General features: G+C 59.2%; 17 protein-coding genes. 15 read left to right on the forward strand and 2 right to left on the reverse strand.

Annotated elements, in window-relative coordinates; all coding sequences use genetic code 11:
* Positions 1 to 125: 125 nt before the first annotated feature.
* The 7 genes from ACI94_RS09875 (at position 126) to ACI94_RS09905 (ending at position 6,787) form a co-directional block, all read left to right on the forward strand.
* Positions 126 to 839 carry a DUF58 domain-containing protein gene (locus tag ACI94_RS09875; protein WP_286681381.1) on the forward strand — a complete coding sequence of 238 codons (714 nt, stop codon included), beginning with the start codon at positions 126 to 128 and terminating at the stop codon, positions 837 to 839.
* A complete protein-coding gene (locus tag ACI94_RS09880) occupies positions 836 to 1,132 on the forward strand; it encodes a hypothetical protein (protein WP_224732807.1) in 297 nt (98 codons plus the stop codon). The genes ACI94_RS09875 and ACI94_RS09880 overlap by 4 nt, the downstream gene beginning before the upstream one ends.
* Positions 1,129 to 1,920 carry a hypothetical protein gene (locus tag ACI94_RS09885; RefSeq protein WP_066958811.1) on the forward strand — a complete coding sequence of 264 codons (792 nt, stop codon included), beginning with the start codon at positions 1,129 to 1,131 and terminating at the stop codon, positions 1,918 to 1,920. Before ACI94_RS09880 ends, ACI94_RS09885 begins: the two co-directional genes overlap by 4 nt.
* Positions 1,921 to 2,354: 434 nt before the next feature.
* Positions 2,355 to 3,260: an ABC transporter ATP-binding protein gene (locus ACI94_RS09890; protein WP_286681382.1), complete on the forward strand. Its 906-nt coding sequence runs from the start codon at positions 2,355 to 2,357 to the stop codon at positions 3,258 to 3,260.
* A gap of 2 nt (positions 3,261 to 3,262) precedes the next feature.
* Positions 3,263 to 4,378, forward strand: a complete 1,116-nt coding sequence (locus tag ACI94_RS09895; protein WP_066958813.1) for an ABC transporter permease — start codon at positions 3,263 to 3,265, stop codon at positions 4,376 to 4,378.
* A 4-nt stretch (positions 4,379 to 4,382) separates the two neighbouring features.
* Positions 4,383 to 5,804, forward strand: coding sequence for an NEW3 domain-containing protein (locus ACI94_RS09900; protein WP_286681383.1), 1,422 nt, complete (start codon positions 4,383 to 4,385; stop codon positions 5,802 to 5,804).
* Positions 5,805 to 6,079: 275 nt separating this feature from the next.
* Positions 6,080 to 6,787 (forward strand): PIN domain-containing protein, encoded by a 708-nt coding sequence (locus tag ACI94_RS09905; RefSeq protein WP_066958825.1) that lies wholly within the window; start codon positions 6,080 to 6,082, stop codon positions 6,785 to 6,787.
* Positions 6,788 to 6,801: 14 nt separating this feature from the next.
* Here ACI94_RS09905 and ACI94_RS09910 read toward each other — a convergent pair whose 3' ends face one another.
* The gene (locus ACI94_RS09910; RefSeq protein ID WP_066958815.1) at positions 6,802 to 7,830 is read right to left on the reverse strand and encodes a GNAT family N-acetyltransferase; all 1,029 of its coding nucleotides are present in this window, start codon (positions 7,828 to 7,830) and stop codon (positions 6,802 to 6,804) included.
* Positions 7,831 to 8,252: 422 nt separating this feature from the next.
* On the opposite strand from ACI94_RS09910, the gene ACI94_RS09915 reads away from it, so the two are divergent.
* The 5 genes from ACI94_RS09915 (at position 8,253) to rbcL (ending at position 13,255) form a co-directional block, all read left to right on the forward strand.
* Positions 8,253 to 8,531 carry a ubiquitin-like small modifier protein 1 gene (locus ACI94_RS09915; RefSeq protein ID WP_066958816.1) on the forward strand — a complete coding sequence of 93 codons (279 nt, stop codon included), beginning with the start codon at positions 8,253 to 8,255 and terminating at the stop codon, positions 8,529 to 8,531.
* Between the two features lie 13 nt (positions 8,532 to 8,544).
* A complete protein-coding gene (locus ACI94_RS09920) occupies positions 8,545 to 8,961 on the forward strand; it encodes a molybdenum cofactor biosynthesis protein MoaE (RefSeq protein WP_066958817.1) in 417 nt (138 codons plus the stop codon).
* Positions 8,958 to 10,172, forward strand: a complete 1,215-nt coding sequence (locus tag ACI94_RS09925) for a YcaO-related McrA-glycine thioamidation protein (RefSeq protein WP_066958818.1) — start codon at positions 8,958 to 8,960, stop codon at positions 10,170 to 10,172. Before ACI94_RS09920 ends, ACI94_RS09925 begins: the two co-directional genes overlap by 4 nt.
* Positions 10,132 to 10,821 carry a TfuA-related McrA-glycine thioamidation protein gene (locus ACI94_RS09930; protein WP_066958819.1) on the forward strand — a complete coding sequence of 230 codons (690 nt, stop codon included), beginning with the start codon at positions 10,132 to 10,134 and terminating at the stop codon, positions 10,819 to 10,821. Before ACI94_RS09925 ends, ACI94_RS09930 begins: the two co-directional genes overlap by 41 nt.
* A 1,141-nt stretch (positions 10,822 to 11,962) precedes the next feature.
* Positions 11,963 to 13,255 (forward strand): type III ribulose-bisphosphate carboxylase, encoded by a 1,293-nt coding sequence (gene rbcL, locus ACI94_RS09935; protein ID WP_066958820.1) that lies wholly within the window; start codon positions 11,963 to 11,965, stop codon positions 13,253 to 13,255.
* Between the two features lie 462 nt (positions 13,256 to 13,717).
* Here the strand turns inward: rbcL and ACI94_RS09940 are convergent, their stop codons facing one another.
* The gene (locus tag ACI94_RS09940; RefSeq protein WP_286681384.1) at positions 13,718 to 14,443 is read right to left on the reverse strand and encodes a DUF5591 domain-containing protein; all 726 of its coding nucleotides are present in this window, start codon (positions 14,441 to 14,443) and stop codon (positions 13,718 to 13,720) included.
* 185 nt (positions 14,444 to 14,628) lie between these two features.
* Here ACI94_RS09940 and uvrA point away from each other — a divergent pair, with 185 nt between their 5' ends.
* From uvrA to uvrB, 3 genes are read left to right on the forward strand one after another with little or no spacing between them, the layout of a single operon-like run.
* Complete coding sequence (uvrA, locus tag ACI94_RS09945; RefSeq protein ID WP_273258600.1) at positions 14,629 to 17,433, forward strand: excinuclease ABC subunit UvrA; 2,805 nt, start codon at positions 14,629 to 14,631, stop codon at positions 17,431 to 17,433.
* Positions 17,430 to 18,980, forward strand: coding sequence for an excinuclease ABC subunit UvrC (gene uvrC, locus ACI94_RS09950; protein WP_066958823.1), 1,551 nt, complete (start codon positions 17,430 to 17,432; stop codon positions 18,978 to 18,980). Before uvrA ends, uvrC begins: the two co-directional genes overlap by 4 nt.
* Entirely contained in the window at positions 18,977 to 20,908 is a 1,932-nt protein-coding gene (uvrB, locus tag ACI94_RS09955; protein ID WP_066958824.1) for an excinuclease ABC subunit UvrB, read from the forward strand. The genes uvrC and uvrB overlap by 4 nt, the downstream gene beginning before the upstream one ends.
* Positions 20,909 to 21,088 lie beyond the last annotated feature (180 nt).

Here is a 21,088-nt window from a genome sequence, read left to right on the forward strand (position 1 = left end):
AATCTAGGTTGGATCCAGGGCCAATTCAATTTTACAGAACTTTCGTTACGCTACCCCTCTTCATCTTCCCATTGGTGAGTAGAAGAGTCAGCTGGGGTCAGGGAGTTCGTGGAGAGGATACTAGGGTGGACAGGAAGGCTGCGCTTACCAGCCAAGAGATTCGCGGGTTCCGGCCCTACCATTCGGGTGACGACCCCCGGCAGGTAGACTGGAAGATCACGGCGAAGCGCGGCACCCTGTATGTCCGTGAGCCGACAGGACTCGAGGGCGGTGTGTCCCTCATCTCTGTCGACCTCCCGGCGCGGACGGGCGACCCTGAGATCTTTGCCCGGTTCATGATGGCGATCTCGAGCGCCGTCGAGGGTGCGATCGCCGCCCGCAATGACTGTTCGCTCCTGGTCGTCGCGGGTCCTGAGATCGTCAGGTTCATCTCCCGGATCCAGGATATCCGGGAGGCTCTCGCGGCCTTCAGTGGGCTTCTCCCGTTCGAACCCCGCACCTACCTCTACCGGGCGCCTGGGCCAGCTGCTCTCGCTGCCCGGGTGCGTCATCCCGGCGCAGGGGCAGATCCTTGTGATCGGGAGTATCATGCGAGGCTCCGCGACATCCTCTCGGCGTTTGCGGTGGAGAAACCTATGCCCTTCACGGTGGCAATACGGGGAGCCCTCTCCCAGGCGGGCGCTGCTGAGGTCCGGATCTTCTCACTCCTCCAACCAGGCGATAAAAGTCACCTTATCCAGTTCATCCACGAGGCGAAGGTCCGGGGGATGCGGGTTATCCTCCAGGCACCCGCCGGCGCCGGGACGATCATGGGGGTCGATGCCGTGGAGGTGTTATGATGGGGTTCGACCGGAGGTTCCTTCTGCTCTGCACCGGCGAGGTCCTCGTCGTTGCCGCGGACAATGTCGTGGCCGCTCTCATCCTCCAGATGGTCATCCTTGCCGTGTTCCTCGGCAACTTGCGGGGTTACCTGACCTTCGCCGTCGGGGTATCCTTATTTGCTGTCCTGCTCGCGATGAGCGGCACGGTATATCTTCCTCTTCTCGTTCTCGCGGCCGCTCTGGGCTGCGGTTATCTCATCCTCGCCTTCCGGGACTATCGGCTGACCCGGTGGGCGGGAGGTGATACATGACCCTGAACAATCTCTACTCGGGAGCCTTCAGCCTGATCATCGCGGCCGTTGGCCTCCTTGCTCTCGCGACCGCGACCGGCCGGGGTGACATCACCACTGCGACTCTCGTCCTAGCTGGGGCAAGCTGCTTCATAACTGGAGTCTTTCTTCTTGCGCTCCACAAGGGTGAGCCCATCAGCCCTGAGATTGCCGCTCTCCTCCCTGCCCAGGGAACGATCGGCATCGCGACGCTCTGTGCGGACCTCGGGGTCCAGGGTGATGCCTGGTTCATCCCGGAGGAGGATGGGACCGTTGTCGAGATCATCCCGGTCACCAGTGCCCCCCCGGTGACGGTCGGGGGCGATTACTCCTACATAACCAGGGAGGATGGGTGTGCCGTCCGGCTTGTCCCGGTATGCACCCCGCTTCTTAGGCACCTGCAGGATAAGTATGCTCTTGAGATCCCTAAGGATGATAACGAGGGTCTTCTTGCGTGTATAGAGGAGGTCTGTGATACCCTCCTGGAGATTTCCGGAAAGACGACGGCGGCCCGGGACGGCGCAAATATCATCGTCACCTTGAACGACTACCACCTCGTTCCCGGTTGCCAGGCGATCCGAGAAGTCTCTCCGAAGTGCTGCACCATGGTTGGCTGCCCGATCTGCAGCCTGCTTGCTGCGATCGCGGCGATTGGAATAGGAACTCCAACGAAGATCGAGCATGTTGCTCTCGACGAGAGGAGAAAGAGCCTCCGGGTTATCCTTCGCCCGGAGAGTGCCGGAGGTCCGGGTCCTGGAGTCTTGGGCTGATCGGGTCCATCCCACGATTAGAGCGCTGCGGATCGGAGCCACAAAAGTCGATTTCTCTGTCTCTCTGCAGGGATCAGTCTTGCGGGATTGTCTACGCTGGGGCCTCTGAACGTGTAGGCTCTTTTTTGCAGTATATCATCGCTTAATCCCTCCATTCCTGCCGATAATCCTATGTCGAACGCAAATTGGATAGGCACCCTGTTTCTGTTGCGTGCGTGTCAATTCAGCGGCTTAAACCGCGCGGAGGCCGGCACACGGGCAGTCTTTGGATCTACGACAGATTCTCCGCGACATTCTGAAAAACAGCAGTTCCACAACGGCTGAAATCGAGCTTCCTCCCTCGATGTGTAGACGCGTGTCACAGAAAACGTTAATAAGAGTATGTCGTAGCCTGCAGTAAGGCGTTCCAGGCCGACCGGGTGGGGTGTGATGAAATGATACAGGCAGAAAATCTCACGAAAGTTTACAACGGCAAGGCGGTCGTCGACGGCCTTGACCTTGAGGTTGATGAAGGCGATATATTCGGATTCCTTGGTCCGAACGGAGCGGGGAAGAGCACGACGATCCTGATGCTCACCGGTATGATCGAGCCCACCAGTGGGCGGTGCCTGGTTGATGGGATCGAAGTCGCGAAAGACCCGCTGAGGGTGAAGGAGATCATCGGTTACCTCCCTGAAGATGTAGGGTTCTACGGGAACATGACAGCCGAGCAGAACCTGGACTATTTCGCCCGGTTCTACGGAATGGATTCAAGGGAGCGGAAAGAGCGAATAGCAGAACTGCTTGAACTCGTCCATCTCGACGGCGTCACCCAGAAGGCCGGAGAGTACTCCCGCGGGATGAAGCAGCGGCTTGGGCTTGCTCAGGCATTGATCAACGACCCTAAAGTGCTCTTCCTTGACGAACCGACGGCAAACCTCGATCCCGAGGGCGTCCGTGAATACCGGAAACTCGTTGAACACCTCGCCGATGAAGGAAAGACGATCTTCGTCTCTTCCCATATACTCTCCGAGGTCAGAGTAGTCTGCCGGACCGTAGGACTGCTCGCAAAAGGGAAACTCGTTGCACAGGGTACGCTGGAGGAGGTTGCCCGGGCGCTCGCGCCATCGGATGGTGATGCCGTCCGGATCATCGTCGAGACCCCCGAGCGCCTGCCGGCGATCGAGGATCCCGGGATTCTCTCCATTGAGAGGAACGGGAGCCGTGCGGTTATCCTGGCGATGGCTGACATCCGGGACAGGCTTGCAGAGAGTCTCTATTCACAGGGCGTGCACATACGGGAGATGCACCTTGAAGAACCCGATATTGAGGACGTCTTCATGGCAGCCTATCGGAGGTAAGTATGGCGCTTGATAGATTGCTCAACGTAGCACGGAAAGAGTTCTCCGACCATATCACCAGTAGGCGGTTCGTCATTATCCTTGTACTGTTTCTCGTTATATCAGCGATCGGGATGCATACCGGCATTGGATATTACAACGACATGCTTGAGTCCTACAACCAGCAGCTTCAGTACATGCAGGAGCTCGAGGTTGATAGCCCATACGTGAATTGGATGCCCGAGAAACCTTCGATCATGCTTATCTTCAACTCTATGATGAGTTACATGACGACGCTTGGTGGGATCCTTGCCATCGCCATCGGGTTTGACCTGGTCTCAAAAGAGAAGGAGACCAGATCGCTAAAGACGCTCCTCTCCCATCCCCTCTACCGGGATGAGATCATCAACGGCAAAGCACTCGGGGGCGTTGGTGCTCTTGGGTTTGCCATGGTTCTTGCGCTTGCTATCTCGCTTGCGATGCTCCTTCTCTTCTCGATCGTCCCGACATTGGAGGAGTTTGCCGCCATACTGATCTTCGGGGCGGTCTCGCTTGGGTTCCTGCTTGCCTACTTCTCCATCGCGCTCATGATGTCGACGGTCGCCCGCGAGAGCGGGAACGCCCTGATCTACACCCTCGTCATCTTCTTTGCCGTCTCCTCGCTTCTACCCCTGCTCGGGACGGTGGCCGCAGATGTGCTCGTCGGCGACCCGCCCGAGCCGCCGGAGGTGGGCCTGATACCGACCATCGTGGGGAGATCGGTCTCAGCTACAGCCGGCGGGGGGTATTTCGTCAGCAGTGCTTCTCAAAGCGTGGTCCAGGTGGGGTCCGAGGATCAGGTGTGGAGAGAGTATGAGGAGGAGTTGCGGAACTACATAGACAAACGGATGTTAATCAGCGATCTTACAACCCTCATTTCCCCCCAGATGAACTACTACACCATCGCGATGGCGGTGACGAACCCACAGATCACGGCGACTATAGATGCGCTCTATAACTCCGGTATGGCACCAGAGGAGACGCCTGGTCTTGCTGAAGCCCTCGGCCGGGTCTGGATGAACATCGCCGCGCTCATCGTCTTCCCGTCGGTCTTCTTCGCCGTGACGTATGTGAAATTTATGAGGATGGATATCAGGTGAGAAGGTGGCCGACAGGAAAATCTTTGTAATCCTCCTCCTTGCCGCCCTGATTGTTTCGGGTGCGGCGGCCGCAACAGGGGGCGGGACAATGCCAACGGAGATCCGGTGCGACTTCCCCGGCGAGATGATCGAAGCCGGTGATTCCGCCGTCTTTGACCTTGAGGTCACGAACCGGGGAGACACCGGGACGTGCCTTCTCAACTACTGGACCTTCCGCGGCACCGACAACTGGAAGATCAGGTTTGAGGACGGTGATCGCGAGGTCTATCGAATGCTGATTCCAGCCGGCGAGACGAAGACCGTTCGACTGGTGGTCGAGACCTCCGGCCATGCCGCGGTTGGGGAGTATCCCATCCGGGTTGGAATCGGCACGGGCACAATATGGCTCTATGTCAAGATCACAAAGACCCACAGCGGCGAGACTGGAACCCTTGAGGCTACTGTGGTGGACAAGGAAGGTAACGTGGTGAAGGGCGCCGAGGTGAGCATCTACGACGGCGACAGACGGGTCGAGGGGATGCTCACGACCGCCGAAGGCAAGGTGAGCATTGGGGTCCCGATGGGCACCTATACCGCCACCGTCACCAAACCAGGATATCGCCCATGGGAGAAGAAGAATGTTGATATCAGGATTGGCCGGACGACTGATCTTGGGATTGTACCGCTCGATAAGGAGAACTTTTTCGCTGAACTCCGGGTGAAATCTCCCTCCAGGGTAGCGACGGTTGGTGCAAATCCTCAGTATGAGATGATCCTGAAGAACACCGGCAAAAACGATGACACCTACACTCTCTCCATCCTCGACCTCCCTGAGCAGTGGTATGCCCGGTTCAAGGAGAGCCGTGATACCCCCGAGGAGATCTCCGAGATCTACATCCCGGCCGGTGAGGAGAAGTCTCTCTATCTCGATCTCATCCCACCCTACTCGGTCGATATTGGGGAGTACAATTTCACAATGGTGATCGGTTCGGCCGCCCGAGAGTATGAGGAGATTCTGACGCTCCGGCTCCGCGGCTCCTACGACATGCGGACCTACACCAAGAGTTACCGCCATGAGATCAACCGCGGTGACACTCTCACATTCGATATGACCGTCTCGAACGTTGGTATCGGGGGAACACTGACAAACATCGATGTCAATATGAGCGTGCCGGATGGATGGCGGGTGACCGTCGACCCGGCATCGGTCGCGAGCCTCGGGCCCGGCGAGCGGGCAACGTTGAAGGTGACGGTGGTCCCGCCGGCTGATATCGTCGCCGGGGAGTACAAGATCATCGCCGTAGTGAAGAGCGATCAGGCTGAACGAGAGGACGAGTACCGGATTGTTGTGAAGGAGCAGTCTTACGTCGCGCTGCTCGGCCTCCTGGTGATGGTCGGAGTTGCCGCGGGGCTCTGGTATATGTTCAGGAAGTACGGGCGGCGGTGAGGTCGAGCCTCCCCCTGCTCTATTTTCGCCCAAATCAAGTCTGTCTCCTCAGGTGTCAGAAATCCCAAGCGAAGGATCAGCCCCGAGTTCACCGGTCCCTTCAAAGGTTATCCCGGCGGTTGAGCGCCTCGATATGATTACAGTCTTTCAGTGCGGTGTTAATGGGCTAATTAGCAGTCGTAATCTTTGATGCATTACTCAATATAGCGTCTCACGCTACCGCAGATGTCTATCCGGGAAACCATTATCCCAATCTTGTGGCATCATTCACCAGCATGACTGCAGTGTGCATTGACACGAACCTCTTTATCGAGCTCTATGAATCTGGCGAGGATCCAATGGAGATCTTCCTTGATATCGGGGCACTTAAAGAGCATCTCGTCTTTCCCGATATCATCATCGATGAGTTCCTCCGCAACCGCTCAAAAGTTCTCGACCGGGTCGCAGATACCATACGAAGATGGGAGACCGAGGAGGTCCGCCTGCCGTCCATCATACGGGGGAACCCGAACGTTGCAGTGCTGCAACGGGCCGGGGAGGAGTACAACCGTGCTGCTGACGCCCTCTACAACGACATCCAGGATATGATTACCGGATTACTCGCTGATCCGGTGGCCCGGGCTTTCACCGAGCTCACCGGTGATCCGGCCGTGCGAATTCTTCGTCGGACGGAAGAACTCGTCAACCGGGCTCACCGTCGAAAACTCCTCGGCAATCCCCCCAAGTCTACCGGAACGGAGACCATCGGCGACGAACTCATCTGGGAGACGCTTCTGGAGAATCTTGGGGAGGACCTGGTCTTTGTCACCCGCGATCGGACATACCAATACCACACCGCCTATCTCGTGCAGGAATACCGGGAGAGGACCAAAAGCAACCTCACAATCACCGATAGGATATCCGATGCCTTGAGGCTCATCGAAAGACCCCCGTCCCAGGCGCTGATCAGGTTCGAAGGCTGGGAAGAGGAGGCCGGGAGGTAGGGCGCCTCAGATTGTCACTCGATGTATGCGAGAACCTTGCGCTTCATCGGGCCTTTGCTCGCAATGGTGCTGTAGGTCCACCGGGCAATCCTGCCGAAGAGGTCCTCCCGGCTCAGTTCCAGAAAGAGGGTGAGGGAGGGATTGAACTTGGACTTGAAGAGGTTCAAGTTCTCGTTGTTCGCCCCGATATTCTCCATCTTCCGGTATCCTTCTTTCTTTGCCTTCTGGAGGAGGAGCCATTGAAGATACTCGTTCCCCGGCAATGCTGTAATCTTTGGGGCTCCCACCCACAGGGTGAAGATCTTGTACTCCTGGGTGGCCTGCAAACCCGTCACGACGTCGTCGCCGTCGTAGAGGTAGTAGAGTCCGAGCTCGTCGGGGTACGCTCGAAAGAGATCCTCGAAGTAGGTCCGGCTGATCATCGGGATGTTCATCTCTGGTTCACTGAACCGCTCTGCGATCCTGGAGTAGAAGACCGAGAGGTCGGTGCTCTTCTCGAGACGGTAGCCGTTCTTCTCTACTTTTCTGAGTTTGGTCCGGAGGTTCGAGGAGAAGCCGTTCCAGATCTCCGCAAGCTGCGGCTCAAGGTCGATGACGTACGAGAAATGGATCCGCGCGTTATACCCCTCCCGGAGAAGAGGCCTGACGTCGATGAATCCCGGCACCTGGGTTATGGCGAGGTAGTTCGGAGCCAGAGCCGCGAGTTCTTCCTTGATGTCTTTCGCAACAATTGCCAGCATCGATTCCTTCTTGCTCTGTTTGGCAGTGTCGTAACGGCGACCCATAACGAACCCGAGATACGGTACTACCGATTGGAGAGGAGGTGGGGAGAGGAGGACGTTGAACCCGTGTATCTGCTTTTCAAAGAGCGGAAAGACGCAGATCAACTCGTTGCCCTTAAAGACCCCGTAGGGGAGAAATCGAAAGCCGGTGTGCTTCTCCGTAATCTTCAGAAAGTCCCATTTGTGGAAGAGGCGGCCTGAAGCGCTCTCATCTACAAAAGTATCCCAGACGTCGCCGTCTTCGATAAGTTCCGTCGTCATGGTCACACTCCCCCCATTCAGCATTTATGTTGATTCTGGGGGAATATTCATGACCTGTCATATATACGTTTCTCCCGAGGACCGATCTCGCCTGGCTATCGTGTTCGCCGAACCGACTCGGGGCAGGTTTGAGGGATCACAATCTTCAAATTGCCCCGGACACCACATAACAAGCGTATCCGTTGCGGACGCAAGGGCCCTGTTTGCGCGCCGCATAGGAGGACAGACCTGGGATGCTTACGGATCGGGAACTGGGGCGCTATCGGCGGCAGATCGCGATCTCACCGGCACCGGCCTCCTCCTCACCGACCGGCTCCTTGTCCGGGATGGATGGGCTGCTGCCATGACGACCTTGGCGGCCGAGCGGCAGGAAGACTGCAGAGCGTGTGGGAGCGTTCGGTGTTGAAACGAGGTAGAAAAGAATGCAGATTCGGGTCAGGACTTTCGCCCGGTTTCGGGAGATCCTCGGGGGCGACCTCGCGATCGATCTCCCCGACGGGGCGACAATGGCGGCGGTTCTCGCCGCGCTCCGGGGCCGTGCCGGAGAAGAAGGCGATGCAGTCTTTGATGAGAGTGGTGGACTCCGGGAATACGTGATACTGATGCACAACGGCAAGCGTGTGCGGCGCACCGAAGCCGCAACGCTCGCGCTCGCCGATGGCGACGAGGTTGCGCTCTTCCCGCCGGTTGCGGGCGGATGACGAAGGTATTAGCATGATCAGCGTAACAAGGGAGAACTTTGACATCAATGCAGTTATCGACCAGATAAGGAGGCCCGATATGGGCGCCCTGGTCACCTTCCTCGGCGTCGTCAGGGATGACGGCGGGATCGAGGAGATGGAACTTGAAGCCTACGAGGAGGTCGCGGTTAAAGAACTTGAGGCGATCCGGGACGAGGCATTTCGGAAATTCCCGATTGGGGCCGTCGAGATCGTCCACCGGATTGGACGGCTCCGGGTCGGCGAGAATATTCTCCTCATCGTCGTTGGCGCCGGCCACCGGAAGGAGGCCTTCGATGCTTGTGAGTATATCCTTGAGCGGATCAAGCAGAGTGTGCCGATCTGGAAGAAGGAGATCAGGAGCGAGGGTGAACGCTGGGTTCCGGGCGAATCAACCGGGGATGACGCATGATTCGGCTGCAATCGTGTCGGAAGGCTTACATCAGGGAGACCCAGCGCACGGTCCCGCCTGAAGAGACGCTCCGGCTTGCGCGGGCGCGACTCCCGGCAGCCGGGATCACCCGGGTTGCCGATATCACGAACCTCGACCGGATTGGAATCCCGGTCTTCTCGAGCATCCGGCCGACCGCCGAGGAGGGGGCGATCTCGGTCTATAACGGTAAAGGCGCCACCCCGGTTGAGGCTGAGGTCTCGGCGATGATGGAGGGGATCGAGCGCTATTCCAGTGAGATCAGGGATCGGGAGACCATCATCGGGCGGTACAGCGAGGTCTCGGCAGAGAGGACGGCGATCAATCCTGAGGACCTGATCCTCCCTCCCCTGGTTCCGGCTGATATGGCAATCCCCTGGGTTGAGGGGTACGATATCGTTCAGGAGGAAGAGGTGCTTGTTCCCGCTCATGCGGTCTTTCATCCCCTCCCGGTGACCTACGGGCGCCTCTTTAGGACCAACACGAACGGGCTTGCTTCAGGAAACACCCTCGAGGAGGCGACCTTCCACGCCCTGATGGAGGTGGTCGAGCGTGATGCCTGGTCACTTGTGGAGGTGACCCGGAACACCGGTCCCCGGATCGAGGGGATCGATAACGGCCTTGCTGCCGATCTGCTTGCGAAATTCGCGGCCGCCGGGGTCGAGGTCACCCTCAAGGACATCACGAGCGATATCGGGATCCCCACGGTGGCCGCAGTGGCCGACGACGTGGTGCTCAAGGATCCGACGCTTCTCACGATCGGGATGGGGTCGCACACGAGCGCCTATATTGCGGTCCTCCGGGCGCTCACGGAGGTTGCGCAGAGCAGACTGACGCAGATTCACGGTGCGAGGGAAGATACCGATAAGGCTGACATCCGTAAAAAGATCGGATACGAGCGGACGAAGCGGCTGAACCGGCACTGGTTCGCTGAGTGCGAGACGATCGAGTTCTCGTCCATGCCCTCGTTTGACAGCGATGACTTCCTCACCGACATCAACCATGTTATAGGCCGCCTGAAGAGTGCGGGGCTCTCCCGGGTGATCGTGGTCGACCTCACCCGACCGGAGATCGGGATTCCGGTCGTCCGGGTGATTGTTCCGGGGCTTGAGATGTATGCGATGGATCAGGACCGGATGGGGCGGAGGTGCCATGAAGCGCGGAGTCGTCGTCTTTCTCGGTCCCAGTTGTGACCTTGCGGCCGCCCGGGAGATCCTCGACGCCGATTACCGCCCTCCGGCAAAACGGGGCGACATAACCCGGGCCGTCGAAGATGGGGCACGGGTCATCGGGCTCATCGACGGCGTCTTCTTCCAGGACTGCGCGGTCGCCCATCGTGAGGTCCTTGCCGCGCTCCGGGCCGGGGTACGGGTCGTCGGCGCCTCCAGTATGGGAGCGCTCCGGGCCGCAGAACTGGACAGTCTTGGAATGGAGGGCGTCGGGGAGATCTACCGGGCCTATCGGGATGGGAGGCTCGTCGCCGACGACGAGGTGGCGCTTCTTTTCGACCCCGAGACGTTTGTGCCGCTCTCGGAGCCGCTCGTGAACATCCGGGCGACAATTCAGCGGGCGCTTGAGTGCGGCGCGATCGGGGCCGATGCAGCCAAGGCGCTCCTTGACGCGGCCCGGGGGCTCTACTTCCCCGACCGGACCTACGATGCGATCGTCGAGGCCGCTGAAGGAAAAGCCTACCCAAAAGATCTCGCTCGATTCCTGGCCTTTGCCGAAGAGCATCCCGTCGACAGGAAACGGGAAGACGCTATTTTAGCGCTCCGATACATCAGAGATATCACCGAAGGCGTTGAACCGGCCGGTTCAACGCTCCCACCCGGAGCGCCGTAGGAATATATCTCTCCCCGGGTTGAGTTCTGTGTGGCGGTGGGGAATTTCTCCCACCGCGGGGGAGAAGAGAGCAGCCGGGACCCGGGGCGACCCTTTCCATCATCTCCGTCGTAACCCCGGTACCCATTGATAGCCGGGAACAGCTCCCTGACTGGACCACACAGGGATGTACTCAAGAAAGATACCCAGGATGCACCGGGTACAGGCAGCACCAGACTCATGGCACCCACGCAGATCTATTCCCGCCTGAAATCGGTATCCTGACCGGGTGCATCCTGCTCCAGCACCACCAGTGGGGAGATAAGCATATCAGGGGGGATTGACCCCCTTTTGAGCGGCTCTCCTGCAACCCATCTCCCTGACCCACACAAAAGGATCCCCCGGGGCGGTACGCCCCGGGGATCTCTTCCTGGGCGCTATCCATTCCATACTTCTGCTGCCCGAAGTCCTGCTTTAACACGCTTTCCCGGTGAACACACCAAGTCAAGAGGGGAGGTTCGCGAAGTCGCTGCGCAGCATCTTCAGGGCGTACTTCTCCCGGTCGATCTCTCTCCTCGTACGGAATCCAGCCGGCGAAAGACCTCAAGCGGCGGGCACCACCCCTGCACGGTATGCTGCAGCAGAAACGGCAGGACCAGACCCGGCAAGATCAGCCATCGCTGGAGCGGATTGAGGCGAAGGTGGATAGGATCGAGAAGGTTCTCGATGGGATCTCCGAGTGAGCGTCAAAAAAAGATTGGGTACAGGTAGGACGTGCAGTAACACACTGCGGGGTAGGACGGACGAGGCGCAGGCAGGTTCCATCGTCGCCTGGCCACGTATTAGTAAGAATTCACCATATAATAATGTTTACCTGTTATAACAAAAATTGGCATTCGTAGCAATAACCCTCTTTCCCGCTACCCTGAACGCTCAAGGGAGAGCAGCCTGGCCAATCCCCCGATACGGTCGCGGCGTGCCTCTTTGTTCGGGTAACGCCTCGCATCGTAGTCCGGGTGGTCCTTCTCATGGGCGCGCCGTCTGGACCTGCAGAGAAATAAAACCGGTGTCTCGCGCAAGATGGGCTGGTGCGGACCTGCCATGCCCTGCTCCAAATGGAAGGTTTTTCTACCCGGCACCCCTTCCTTCAAAGGGTGATGTTATGGCGATTGACTGGTATCGTGAGTTTGTTGACTTAGACCACACTCCTGGGCCGGATGAACTTGTAGCCCTCTACTACTTCGAGCCGGCGGCAGGGATCAGCCGCGAGGAGGCGGTGGGGAGAATCGCCTCCGAGAGTTCGACCGGGACCTGGACCACGCTCTTTACTCTGCCTCCCCGGATGCGGGCTCTCCAGGCGAAGGCGTTTGAGATCGAGGGGAACTACGTAAAGATTGCCTATCCGCTCGCCCTCTGGGAGGAGGGGAATGCCGCCCAGCTCTTAAGCGGGATTGCCGGGAACGTCTTCGGGATGAAAGCGCTTGACAACCTCCGCCTGATCGATGTCTCTCTCCCGGCTGAGTATCTCCGTCACTTCAAGGGGCCGCATTTCGGCATCGAGGGGATCCGGGATATGATGAAGGTCCGTGGACGGCCGCTCACGGGTGCGGTCCCGAAACCGAAGGTGGGGTTCACGGCAGAGGAGCACGCCGAGGTCGGCTACGAGACCTGGATGGGCGGATTCGACTTCGTCAAGGACGATGAGAACCTGACGTCCCTCTCGTTCAACCGGTTCGAGGACCGTGTCCGGGCGATGGCGAAGATGCGCGATCGGGCCGAGCAGGAGACCGGCGAGAGAAAGTCCGCGTTCATCAACATCACGGCCGATACGGAGACGATGAAGAAACGGGCCGAGATGCTTGCCGATTACGGCTGGAACTACGCGATGATCGACGTCGTGGTCGCCGGGACGGCGGCTGTTGCGACCCTGCGGGACTACTGTTCCGATCTCGGGCTTGCCATCCATGCCCACCGGGCGATGCACGCAGCCTTCGATCGGACCGAGAAGCATGGGATCACGATGCAGTTCCTGGCGAAGGTGATGCGCCTTATCGGTGTCTCGCAGATCCACACCGGAACCGCTGTCGGGAAACTGGTCGGCACCCGGGCGGAGGCCACGCTGCTCGCGGACATTCTCCGGGAGAAGCACATAAACGCCGTCGACCACATGGCCCTTGAGCAGGACTGGGGCAAGATCAAGAATGCCTTCCCCGTCTCGTCGGGCGGTCTCCACCCTGGGCTTGTGCCCGACGTGCTCGACATCTACGGCACAGAACTCGTCCTCCTTGTCAGCGGCGGCATCCATGGCCACCCGAAGGGCACCCGGGCGGGCGCCGAGGCGGTCATGCAGGCGATCGAGGCCTGGAAGGATGGGGAGACGCTCGAGGAGAAGGCGAAGAAGGCTCCCGCACTTGCGGAGGCGCTGGAGAAGTGGGGGTATTATAAGCCGAAGTGAAGGGGATTCGAATACTATCTCGATTGAACGACTGTAAACTGTAAATATCTAGCGTACGAGCCTGAAGTTGCGAGTAAGCCACGATGGACTGGGTGACTGAAGCGGGGAAAAAGCCCCGTGCAGTGGACTGTGGTGGCAATCGTATTTTGGGGAGGGGCTGACGGGGAGGGGGGAGTATCCCCCCANNTGTCCCCACCCCCCTCTTGGCGATACCCCATGGAAAGCCGGGCCCGGAATCTCGGAAGGACGAATTCTAACTCACTCACAATTTTTATGGAAAACAGTCCTGATTTTCCAGGGCAGCCTTGACACAACTGCGTAGCCTCCACCCGATTTCCCTAGGTATCACCACGAATTGCCCCCGCTGCAGGGGCGGGGATGATCAAGTGCCGCATGAAATTTTCAAGTAGTCTGACCACCAGGTGGTGATTCCACTACGAAGGGACACATTTTTGAATCCCCTCACGCCCTCACCGGCCGGTGCCGTTCAGTGCTCCCTTCCAGAGCCGCCGTCTCCCCGGCGTGTATCTTCTCAGCCAGCCTCTCAAGCCCTTCGCGGAATTCGTCGATGTAGCCCTGCATCGAGAGGCTGCCTTCAGGAAACGGGCAGTCGATGTCGTAGAGCCGCTCGATCATGGGATCAGATGGGAGGAGGTCGACGGCGATCCCGGTCTCCTCCATGACCTCGACCATGGCCTTCCGGAACGGCCCGATGCAGTAGGCAAGCCTGTGGCGATAGGTCTCGCGGGTCTTCTCAAGGTAGCCTTTGAGCCGGTAAACCTCGATCCGGTGGAAGTCCCGCCGGATCCGCTCGTCCGTGGTCTTGCCGAGCATGTAATGGTAGTTCTGGTAAGGATACATGCACTCGAGCTCCGCAGGGACGGTTCCGCAGGTGCCGAAGATGACGATATGGTAGTCCTCCGGGGCAAGGACGCCATCGATGATCCGCCGGAAGAGTTTGTGGCTCGGGCTCTGGCTGTAGGGTTTCCGCACGGCGCAGGGGAGAAAGAGGCCGATCTCCCTTGGTGCCACCTGGTAGTCGTCGATGATGAACCGATACGCATCCTCGAACTCTTTACGGTAGAACGGCGGGTCGTATATCTCGATCAGATTCCCATGCCTGTCCTGCACAACCTCGACGACACGGTGGCTCCCCGTCGCACCCGGCCTCATCCGATCCTTCTGCATAAAAACGATCCCTTTCTTGTATATACAGATTGGACCGGGAAAACCAAAAAGAGTGGCCCTGCAATGGGTTTGACGGTACGTCCTCCAGCTCAGCCGCGTCTCGGGCTTGGCTAATTATGCTTATTTAAATTTTATGATCCGCAAACGGCTATGAGGTCAGACGACAAACTGATCTGCATAAGTCAATGAAGAAGATCATCATCAAGGGAGCCCGGGAGCACAACCTCAACAATATTAGTGTCGAACTCCCGCGCGACCGGCTCATCGTCCTCACCGGTGTATCCGGATCGGGGAAATCCACGCTTGCCTTCGATACCATCTATGCCGAAGGGCAGCGACGTTACGTGGAGTCGCTTTCCGCCTACGCGCGGCAGTTTCTCGGGCTGATGCAGAAGCCGGACGTCGATAGCATCGACGGCCTCTCGCCTGCAATCTCCATCGAGCAGAAGACGACCTCCAAGAACCCCCGGAGTACCGTCGGCACCGTCACCGAGATCTACGATTACCTGCGGCTCCTCTTCGCCCGGATAGGGACGCCGTTCTGCCCGGAGCATCATATCCCTATCGAGGCCCAGTCACCGGAGAAGATCGCCGACCGCATAGCCTCCACGATGGCCGGGACGGTCACAATCCTCGCCCCGATCGTCCGACAGAAGAAGGGTACTTACCAGCAGCTCTTCAAGGACCTCGACCGCGAGGGCTACACCCGCGTCCGGGTCAACGGCGAGATCCACCGGACCGACGAGGAGATCACCCTTGAACGCTACCGTAAGCACGACATCGATCTGGTCATCGATCGTCTCTCTCTTGACGAGCGGTCAAGACTCGTCGAGGCGATCGAGAACGCCCTTGCGAAGTCCGAAGGACTCGTCATCGCTCTCGACGAGGACGGCAACGAAGAGATCTTCTCGGCGCTCATGGCCTGCCCGATCTGCGGGATTGCGTTCGAGGAACTTCAGCCCCGGATGTTCTCCTTCAACAGCCCATTCGGCGCCTGTGAGGAGTGCAACGGGCTCGGGATCAAGATGGAGTTCGATCCCGACCTGATCATCCCGGACAAGAGCAAGTCCATCGCCGAAGGCGCCGTCGCGCTCTACCGGAACTTCCTTGACGGTTACCGGAATCAGTACCTCAGCGCCGTCGCAAAACACTTTGGGTTCTCGGTCTTAACACCGATCAAAGACCTCACCGAGGAGCAGTACCAGGTGCTGATGTTCGGCTCACCCGAGCACCTCCGCCTCTCGATGAGGATGAAGAACGGGGACACATGGTCGCGTTCCGGGACTTGGGAAGGGCTCGCCCCGCAGGCTGAGCGGCTCTACAACCAGACCAAGTCAGAATACCGGCGTCACGAACTCGAGAAGTTCATGCGGGTCCTCCCCTGTCCGAAGTGCGGGGGCAAAAGACTCAAAGATAAAGTCCTCGCCGTGAAGGTCGCCGGGAAGTCCATCGTCGATGTAACCGACCTCTCGGTCACGAAAGCGCTCTCGTTCTTCCGGACGCTGGACCTCACCGAGAGCGAGCGCGAGATTGCACGACAGATCCTAAAAGAGATCATCGCCCGGCTTGAGTTCCTGGAGCAGGTCGGTGTCGGCTACCTGACACTCTCGCGGAGCGCCGGGAGCCTCTCCGGCGGGGAAGCCCAGAGAATACGCCTTGCGACACAGATTGGGTCGAACCTGACCGGGGTCCTCTACGTTCTCGACGAGCCCTCCATCGGGCTGCACCAGCGTGACAACAGGAAACTTCTCGAGACCCTGCAGCACCTCCGCGACCTCGGCAACACTCTTGTCGTGGTGGAGCACGACGAGGAGACGATCCGGAGCGCCGACTGGGTCGTGGATATGGGACCCGGGGCCGGGCTCCACGGCGGCAACGTCGTCGCGGAAGGGCCGCCGGAGGCTATCGCGGCAAACCCGGCCTCGCTCACGGGCCGCTACCTCTCCGGCGACCTCAAGATCGAGGTCCCCAAGACCCGCCGGCGGAGCGACCGGTTTATCCGTCTTGCGGGCTGTCGGGCGAACAACCTCAAGAATATCGATGTGAATATCCCCATCGGCGTCCTGACGGTCGTCACCGGGGTCTCGGGTTCGGGGAAGTCCACGCTCATCTACGAGACGCTTTACCGGGCGCTGATGCAGAGGCTCTATAAGTCGCGGGAGCCACCGGGAGAGCACGAGAGCCTCACGCTCGACGACGAGATCGATAAGGTGATCGTCATCGATCAGAGCCCCATCGGGCGGACGCCGCGCTCAAACCCGGCGACCTATACCAAGGTCTTTGATGAGATCCGGAAGGTCTTTGCGGAGACCAAGGAGGCGAAGGTCCGTGGATACAATCCCGGCCGGTTCTCGTTCAACGTCAAAGGCGGACGGTGCGAGGCCTGCCAGGGCGAGGGGCTCATCAAGATCGAGATGAACTTCCTCCCCGATGTCTACGTCGAGTGCGAGGAGTGCAAAGGGACTCGCTACAACCGCGAGACCCTCGAGGTGAAATACTGGGGCAAATCCATCGCCGATGTCCTCGATATGAGCGTCGAGGAGGCGATTGAACTCTTTGAGAACGTTCCCTCGATCAGGAGCAAACTCGAGACGCTCTCAAGGGTGGGGCTTGGCTACATCAAACTCGGCCAGAGTTCCACCACCCTCTCGGGCGGCGAGGCCCAGCGGATCAAACTGACCCGGGAACTCTCAAAACGGGCCACAGGGAAGACGATCTACCTCCTCGACGAACCGACGACCGGGCTGCACTTCCAAGACGTGAAGAATCTGATCAGCGTCCTCGATGATCTGGTGGCCCGCGGGAACACGATGGTTGTGATCGAGCACAACCTGGATGTCATCAAGTCCGCCGATTACATCATCGACCTCGGCCCCGAAGGCGGGGACGCCGGCGGCGAGATTGTCGCTACGGGAACCCCGGAGGAGGTCGCTCTGGTCGAGAGGAGCCACACGGGTGCGTTCTTAAAGGAAATCTTAAAATCACCATGATCGAGACCCAGACCCTTCCAACCGAGCCCGGCTGCTACCTTTTTTTTGATAGCACAGGGACCATCATCTACGTCGGGAAGGCAAAGAATCTCCGGCGCCGCGTGTCGAGTTACTTCTCCCGAAACGACCTCGACCCAAAGACCAAAAGGCTCGTCGCCGCGATCGCCGGGATCGACTTCATCGTCACCGATACCGAGGTCGAGGCGTTCATCCTCGAGAACACCCTGATCAAGAAGCACCAGCCGAAGTACAACATCGACCTCAAGGACTCGAAGAGTTACGCCTACATTCACGTCACCGACGAGCCCTACCCGCGAGTCCATGTTGCCCGGGGGACTGACGGGAACGGCCGGTATTACGGGCCGTTCGTCTCCGCCCGAGAGCGTGACGACCTCCTCCGGCTGCTAAAATCGCTCTTTGGGCTCCGGTCGTGCCGCCGCCTCCCCCGGCGTCCGTGTCTCCGGGCGCATATCGGCTCGTGCAGCGCCCCCTGTACAGGAAGGATCAGCGAGGAGGACTACCGTGAGCGGGTGAGAAGGGCCGAAGCGGTCCTCAAAGGAGATATCACCGGGCTCATCCGTACGCTCCGGGAGGAGATGGCAGCACATGCAGAGCGGCAGGAGTACGAGCGGGCGATGGAACTCCGTGACCAGATTGCGGCCCTCGAGAGCCTGCGCGAACGCCAGCACGTCGACCGGCAGAAGACCTACAATGAGGATATCGTCAACTATATCGTGAGCGAGGGAACGGTCTATCTGATGCTCTTCAACGTCGACCGGGGAACGCTCTCGGGGAAGCGCGAGTATACCTTCGATGAGACGGAAGGGTTTCTTGAGGAGTTCCTCGCCCGCTACTACGCCGACCACGAGCCGCCGGAAGAGGTGATCCTGCCCGTTCCGGTCGACGATGCGGTCGCCAGTTACCTCTCGCACCTTCGGGGCGGCAAAGTCAGGGTGATCGTGCCGCAGCGGGGCGAGAAGAAGAATCTGCTCGACCTGGTTCGAAAGAATGTCGAGATTGCGTTCTTCGGCGACCGGATCAAACTGGACGAGCTCAAACGCCGACTGCACCTCCCGGAACTCCCGGTCGCGATCGAGTGCTTCGATATCTCCCATCTCTCCGGGACGGCGATGGTGGGTTCGATGGTCCGGTTCCTCTGGGGGAAGCCTGATAAGAAGAATTACCGACGGTTCCGGATACGGACGATCGAGGGCATCGACGACTTTGCGGCGATTGCCGAGGTGGTCCGCCGGCGGTATACGCGCCTCCGGAAGGAGGGGGGCGAACTTCCCGACCTGATCCTCATCGACGGCGGGAAAGGGCAGCTTGCGGCGGCAACTGCGGTGCTCAAGGACCTCGGGATCAAGGTCCCGATCGCGGCCATCGCGAAGCGCGAGGAGGAGATCTTCGTGCCAGGCTTCTCCCATCCCCTGCCGCTTGAGCGGCACGAGAGGGCGTCGCTCTTCCTCCAGGAGATCCGCGATGAGGCGCACCGGTTTGCGATCACGTATCATAGGAACCTGCGAAAGAAGACGATAGCACCATGACGACGGCGTTTCACCTGAAAGCAGATTTTAAGCCAACCGGTTCGCAACCCGAAGCGATCCGACAACTCGCCGACGGAATCAATCGCGGCGAGCAGTACCAGACTCTTCTCGGGGTCACGGGGTCGGGGAAGACCTTCACGATAGCAAATGTCATCGAGGAGGTCCAGATGCCCACCCTTGTCATCGCCCACAACAAGACCCTCGCGGCCCAGCTCTACAACGAGTTTAAGTCGTTCTTCCCCGAGAACCGGGTGGAGTACTTTGTCTCCTACTACGATTACTACCAGCCAGAGTCCTACATCCCGAAGCGCGACCTTTACATCGAGAAAGATGCCCAGATCAACCCCAAGATCGAGCAGATGCGCCTCGCGACCACCGCATCGGTCCTTTCTCGCCCCGACACCATCGTTGTCGCCTCGGTCTCCTGTATCTACGGTCTCGGGAACCCCGCGAACTTCCAGGGGATGGGGTTTGAGGTGAAGGTCAGCGATCGGATGCGGCGGGACGATATCATCAGGAGACTCATCGATATCCAGTTCGAGCGAAATGATCTTGAACTCATGCCGGGCCGGTTCCGCGTAAAGGGCGATACCATCGATATCATCCCCGGTTACTTCAACAACATCATCCGTATCGAGCTCTTCGGAGACGAGATCGACCGTATCAGCGAGATCGATAAGACCTCGGGAGAGCGGCTGGAGACGATGGACTACTTCTTCGTCTACCCGGCCAGGCACTTCGTCGTTCCAGACGAAGTAAAAGAGCGGGCAATCGCCTCTATCGAGCAGGAGCTCGAGGAATGGCTCCCGAATCTCGGCATGCTCGAGGCGCATCGCCTTCGGCAGCGGACCCTCTACGACATCGATATGATCCGCGAGACCGGGACCTGCAAGGGTATCGAGAACTACTCGCGCCACTTCGACGGGAGAGCGGCCGGCGCGAAACCCTACTGCCTGCTGGACTACTTCCCGAAGGATTTCTTGATGGTTATCGACGAGAGCCACCAGACCCTGCCCCAGATCCGCGGGATGTACCGCGGCGATTACTCGCGGAAGAAGACTCTCGTGGAGTATGGGTTCCGTCTTCCCTCGGCGTTCGACAACCGGCCGCTGAAGTTCGATGAGTTCTCGGAGTATATGCGAAACGTCATCTTCGTCTCGGCGACCCCGGGGGACTACGAACTGAAGCGTTCGAGCGTCGCCGAGCAGATCATCCGGCCGACGGGGCTCGTGGATCCATCGGTTGAGGTCCGGCCGATCGAGGGGCAGATCCCGGACGTGGTAGCGGAGATCCGCACCACCATCGAACGCGGCGACCGTGTACTCCTGACGACCCTCACAAAACGGCTCGCCGAGGAACTCACGGAGTACCTGGCCGACCAGGGAATCAAGACCCGCTACCTTCACTCCGAGATCGACACACTCGAACGGACCGAGATCATCCGCCAGCTCCGCCTCGGGAAGTTCGACGTCCTTGTCGGGATCAACCTCCTGCGGGAAGGCCTCGATATCCCTGAAGTCGGGTTCGTCGGGATCCTCGACGCCGACAAGGAGGGTTTCCTCCGCGACGCAAGAAGCCTGATCCAGACCATCGGGCGGGCCGCCCGGAACGCGAACGCGAAGGTCGTGCTCTACGCCGACACCATGACCGACTCGATCAAGAAGGCGATGGCCGAGACCGAGCGGCGGCGCACAATGCAGCTTGCGTACAACGCCCGCCACGGCATCACGCCGCAGACGATCAGAAAGCCGATCCGCGAAAAAGAGGTCGATATCACCGATGTCAAGCACGTCCCGAAGTCCGAGATCCCAAACCTGATCATCGAGCTCGAGGCCGAGATGCGGGAGGCGGCGGAACGCCTGGAGTTCGAGCGGGCGATTGCACTTCGCGATACGATCAGGAGGCTGCAGGAAGGGAAGCGGCAGTAGGGGAACCGGGGTTGAGAGGAGAGGGCTCTAAATTGCCGTTGGATGTGGGTCTAAGAGGGTCCGCAACGGGAAATGTGGGAACTTTCCTTGTTTTAGGCGAGGGTGCGTTGAGGCGATAATAAAAACCGGTACAGTGGACCGTGGGGGTATCGCCATTGGGGGGTGGGGACAGGGGAGGGG

The organism is Methanoculleus sp. DTU007 (assembly GCF_001512385.1).
Taxonomy (GTDB): Archaea; Halobacteriota; Methanomicrobia; order Methanomicrobiales; family Methanoculleaceae; genus Methanoculleus; species Methanoculleus thermophilus.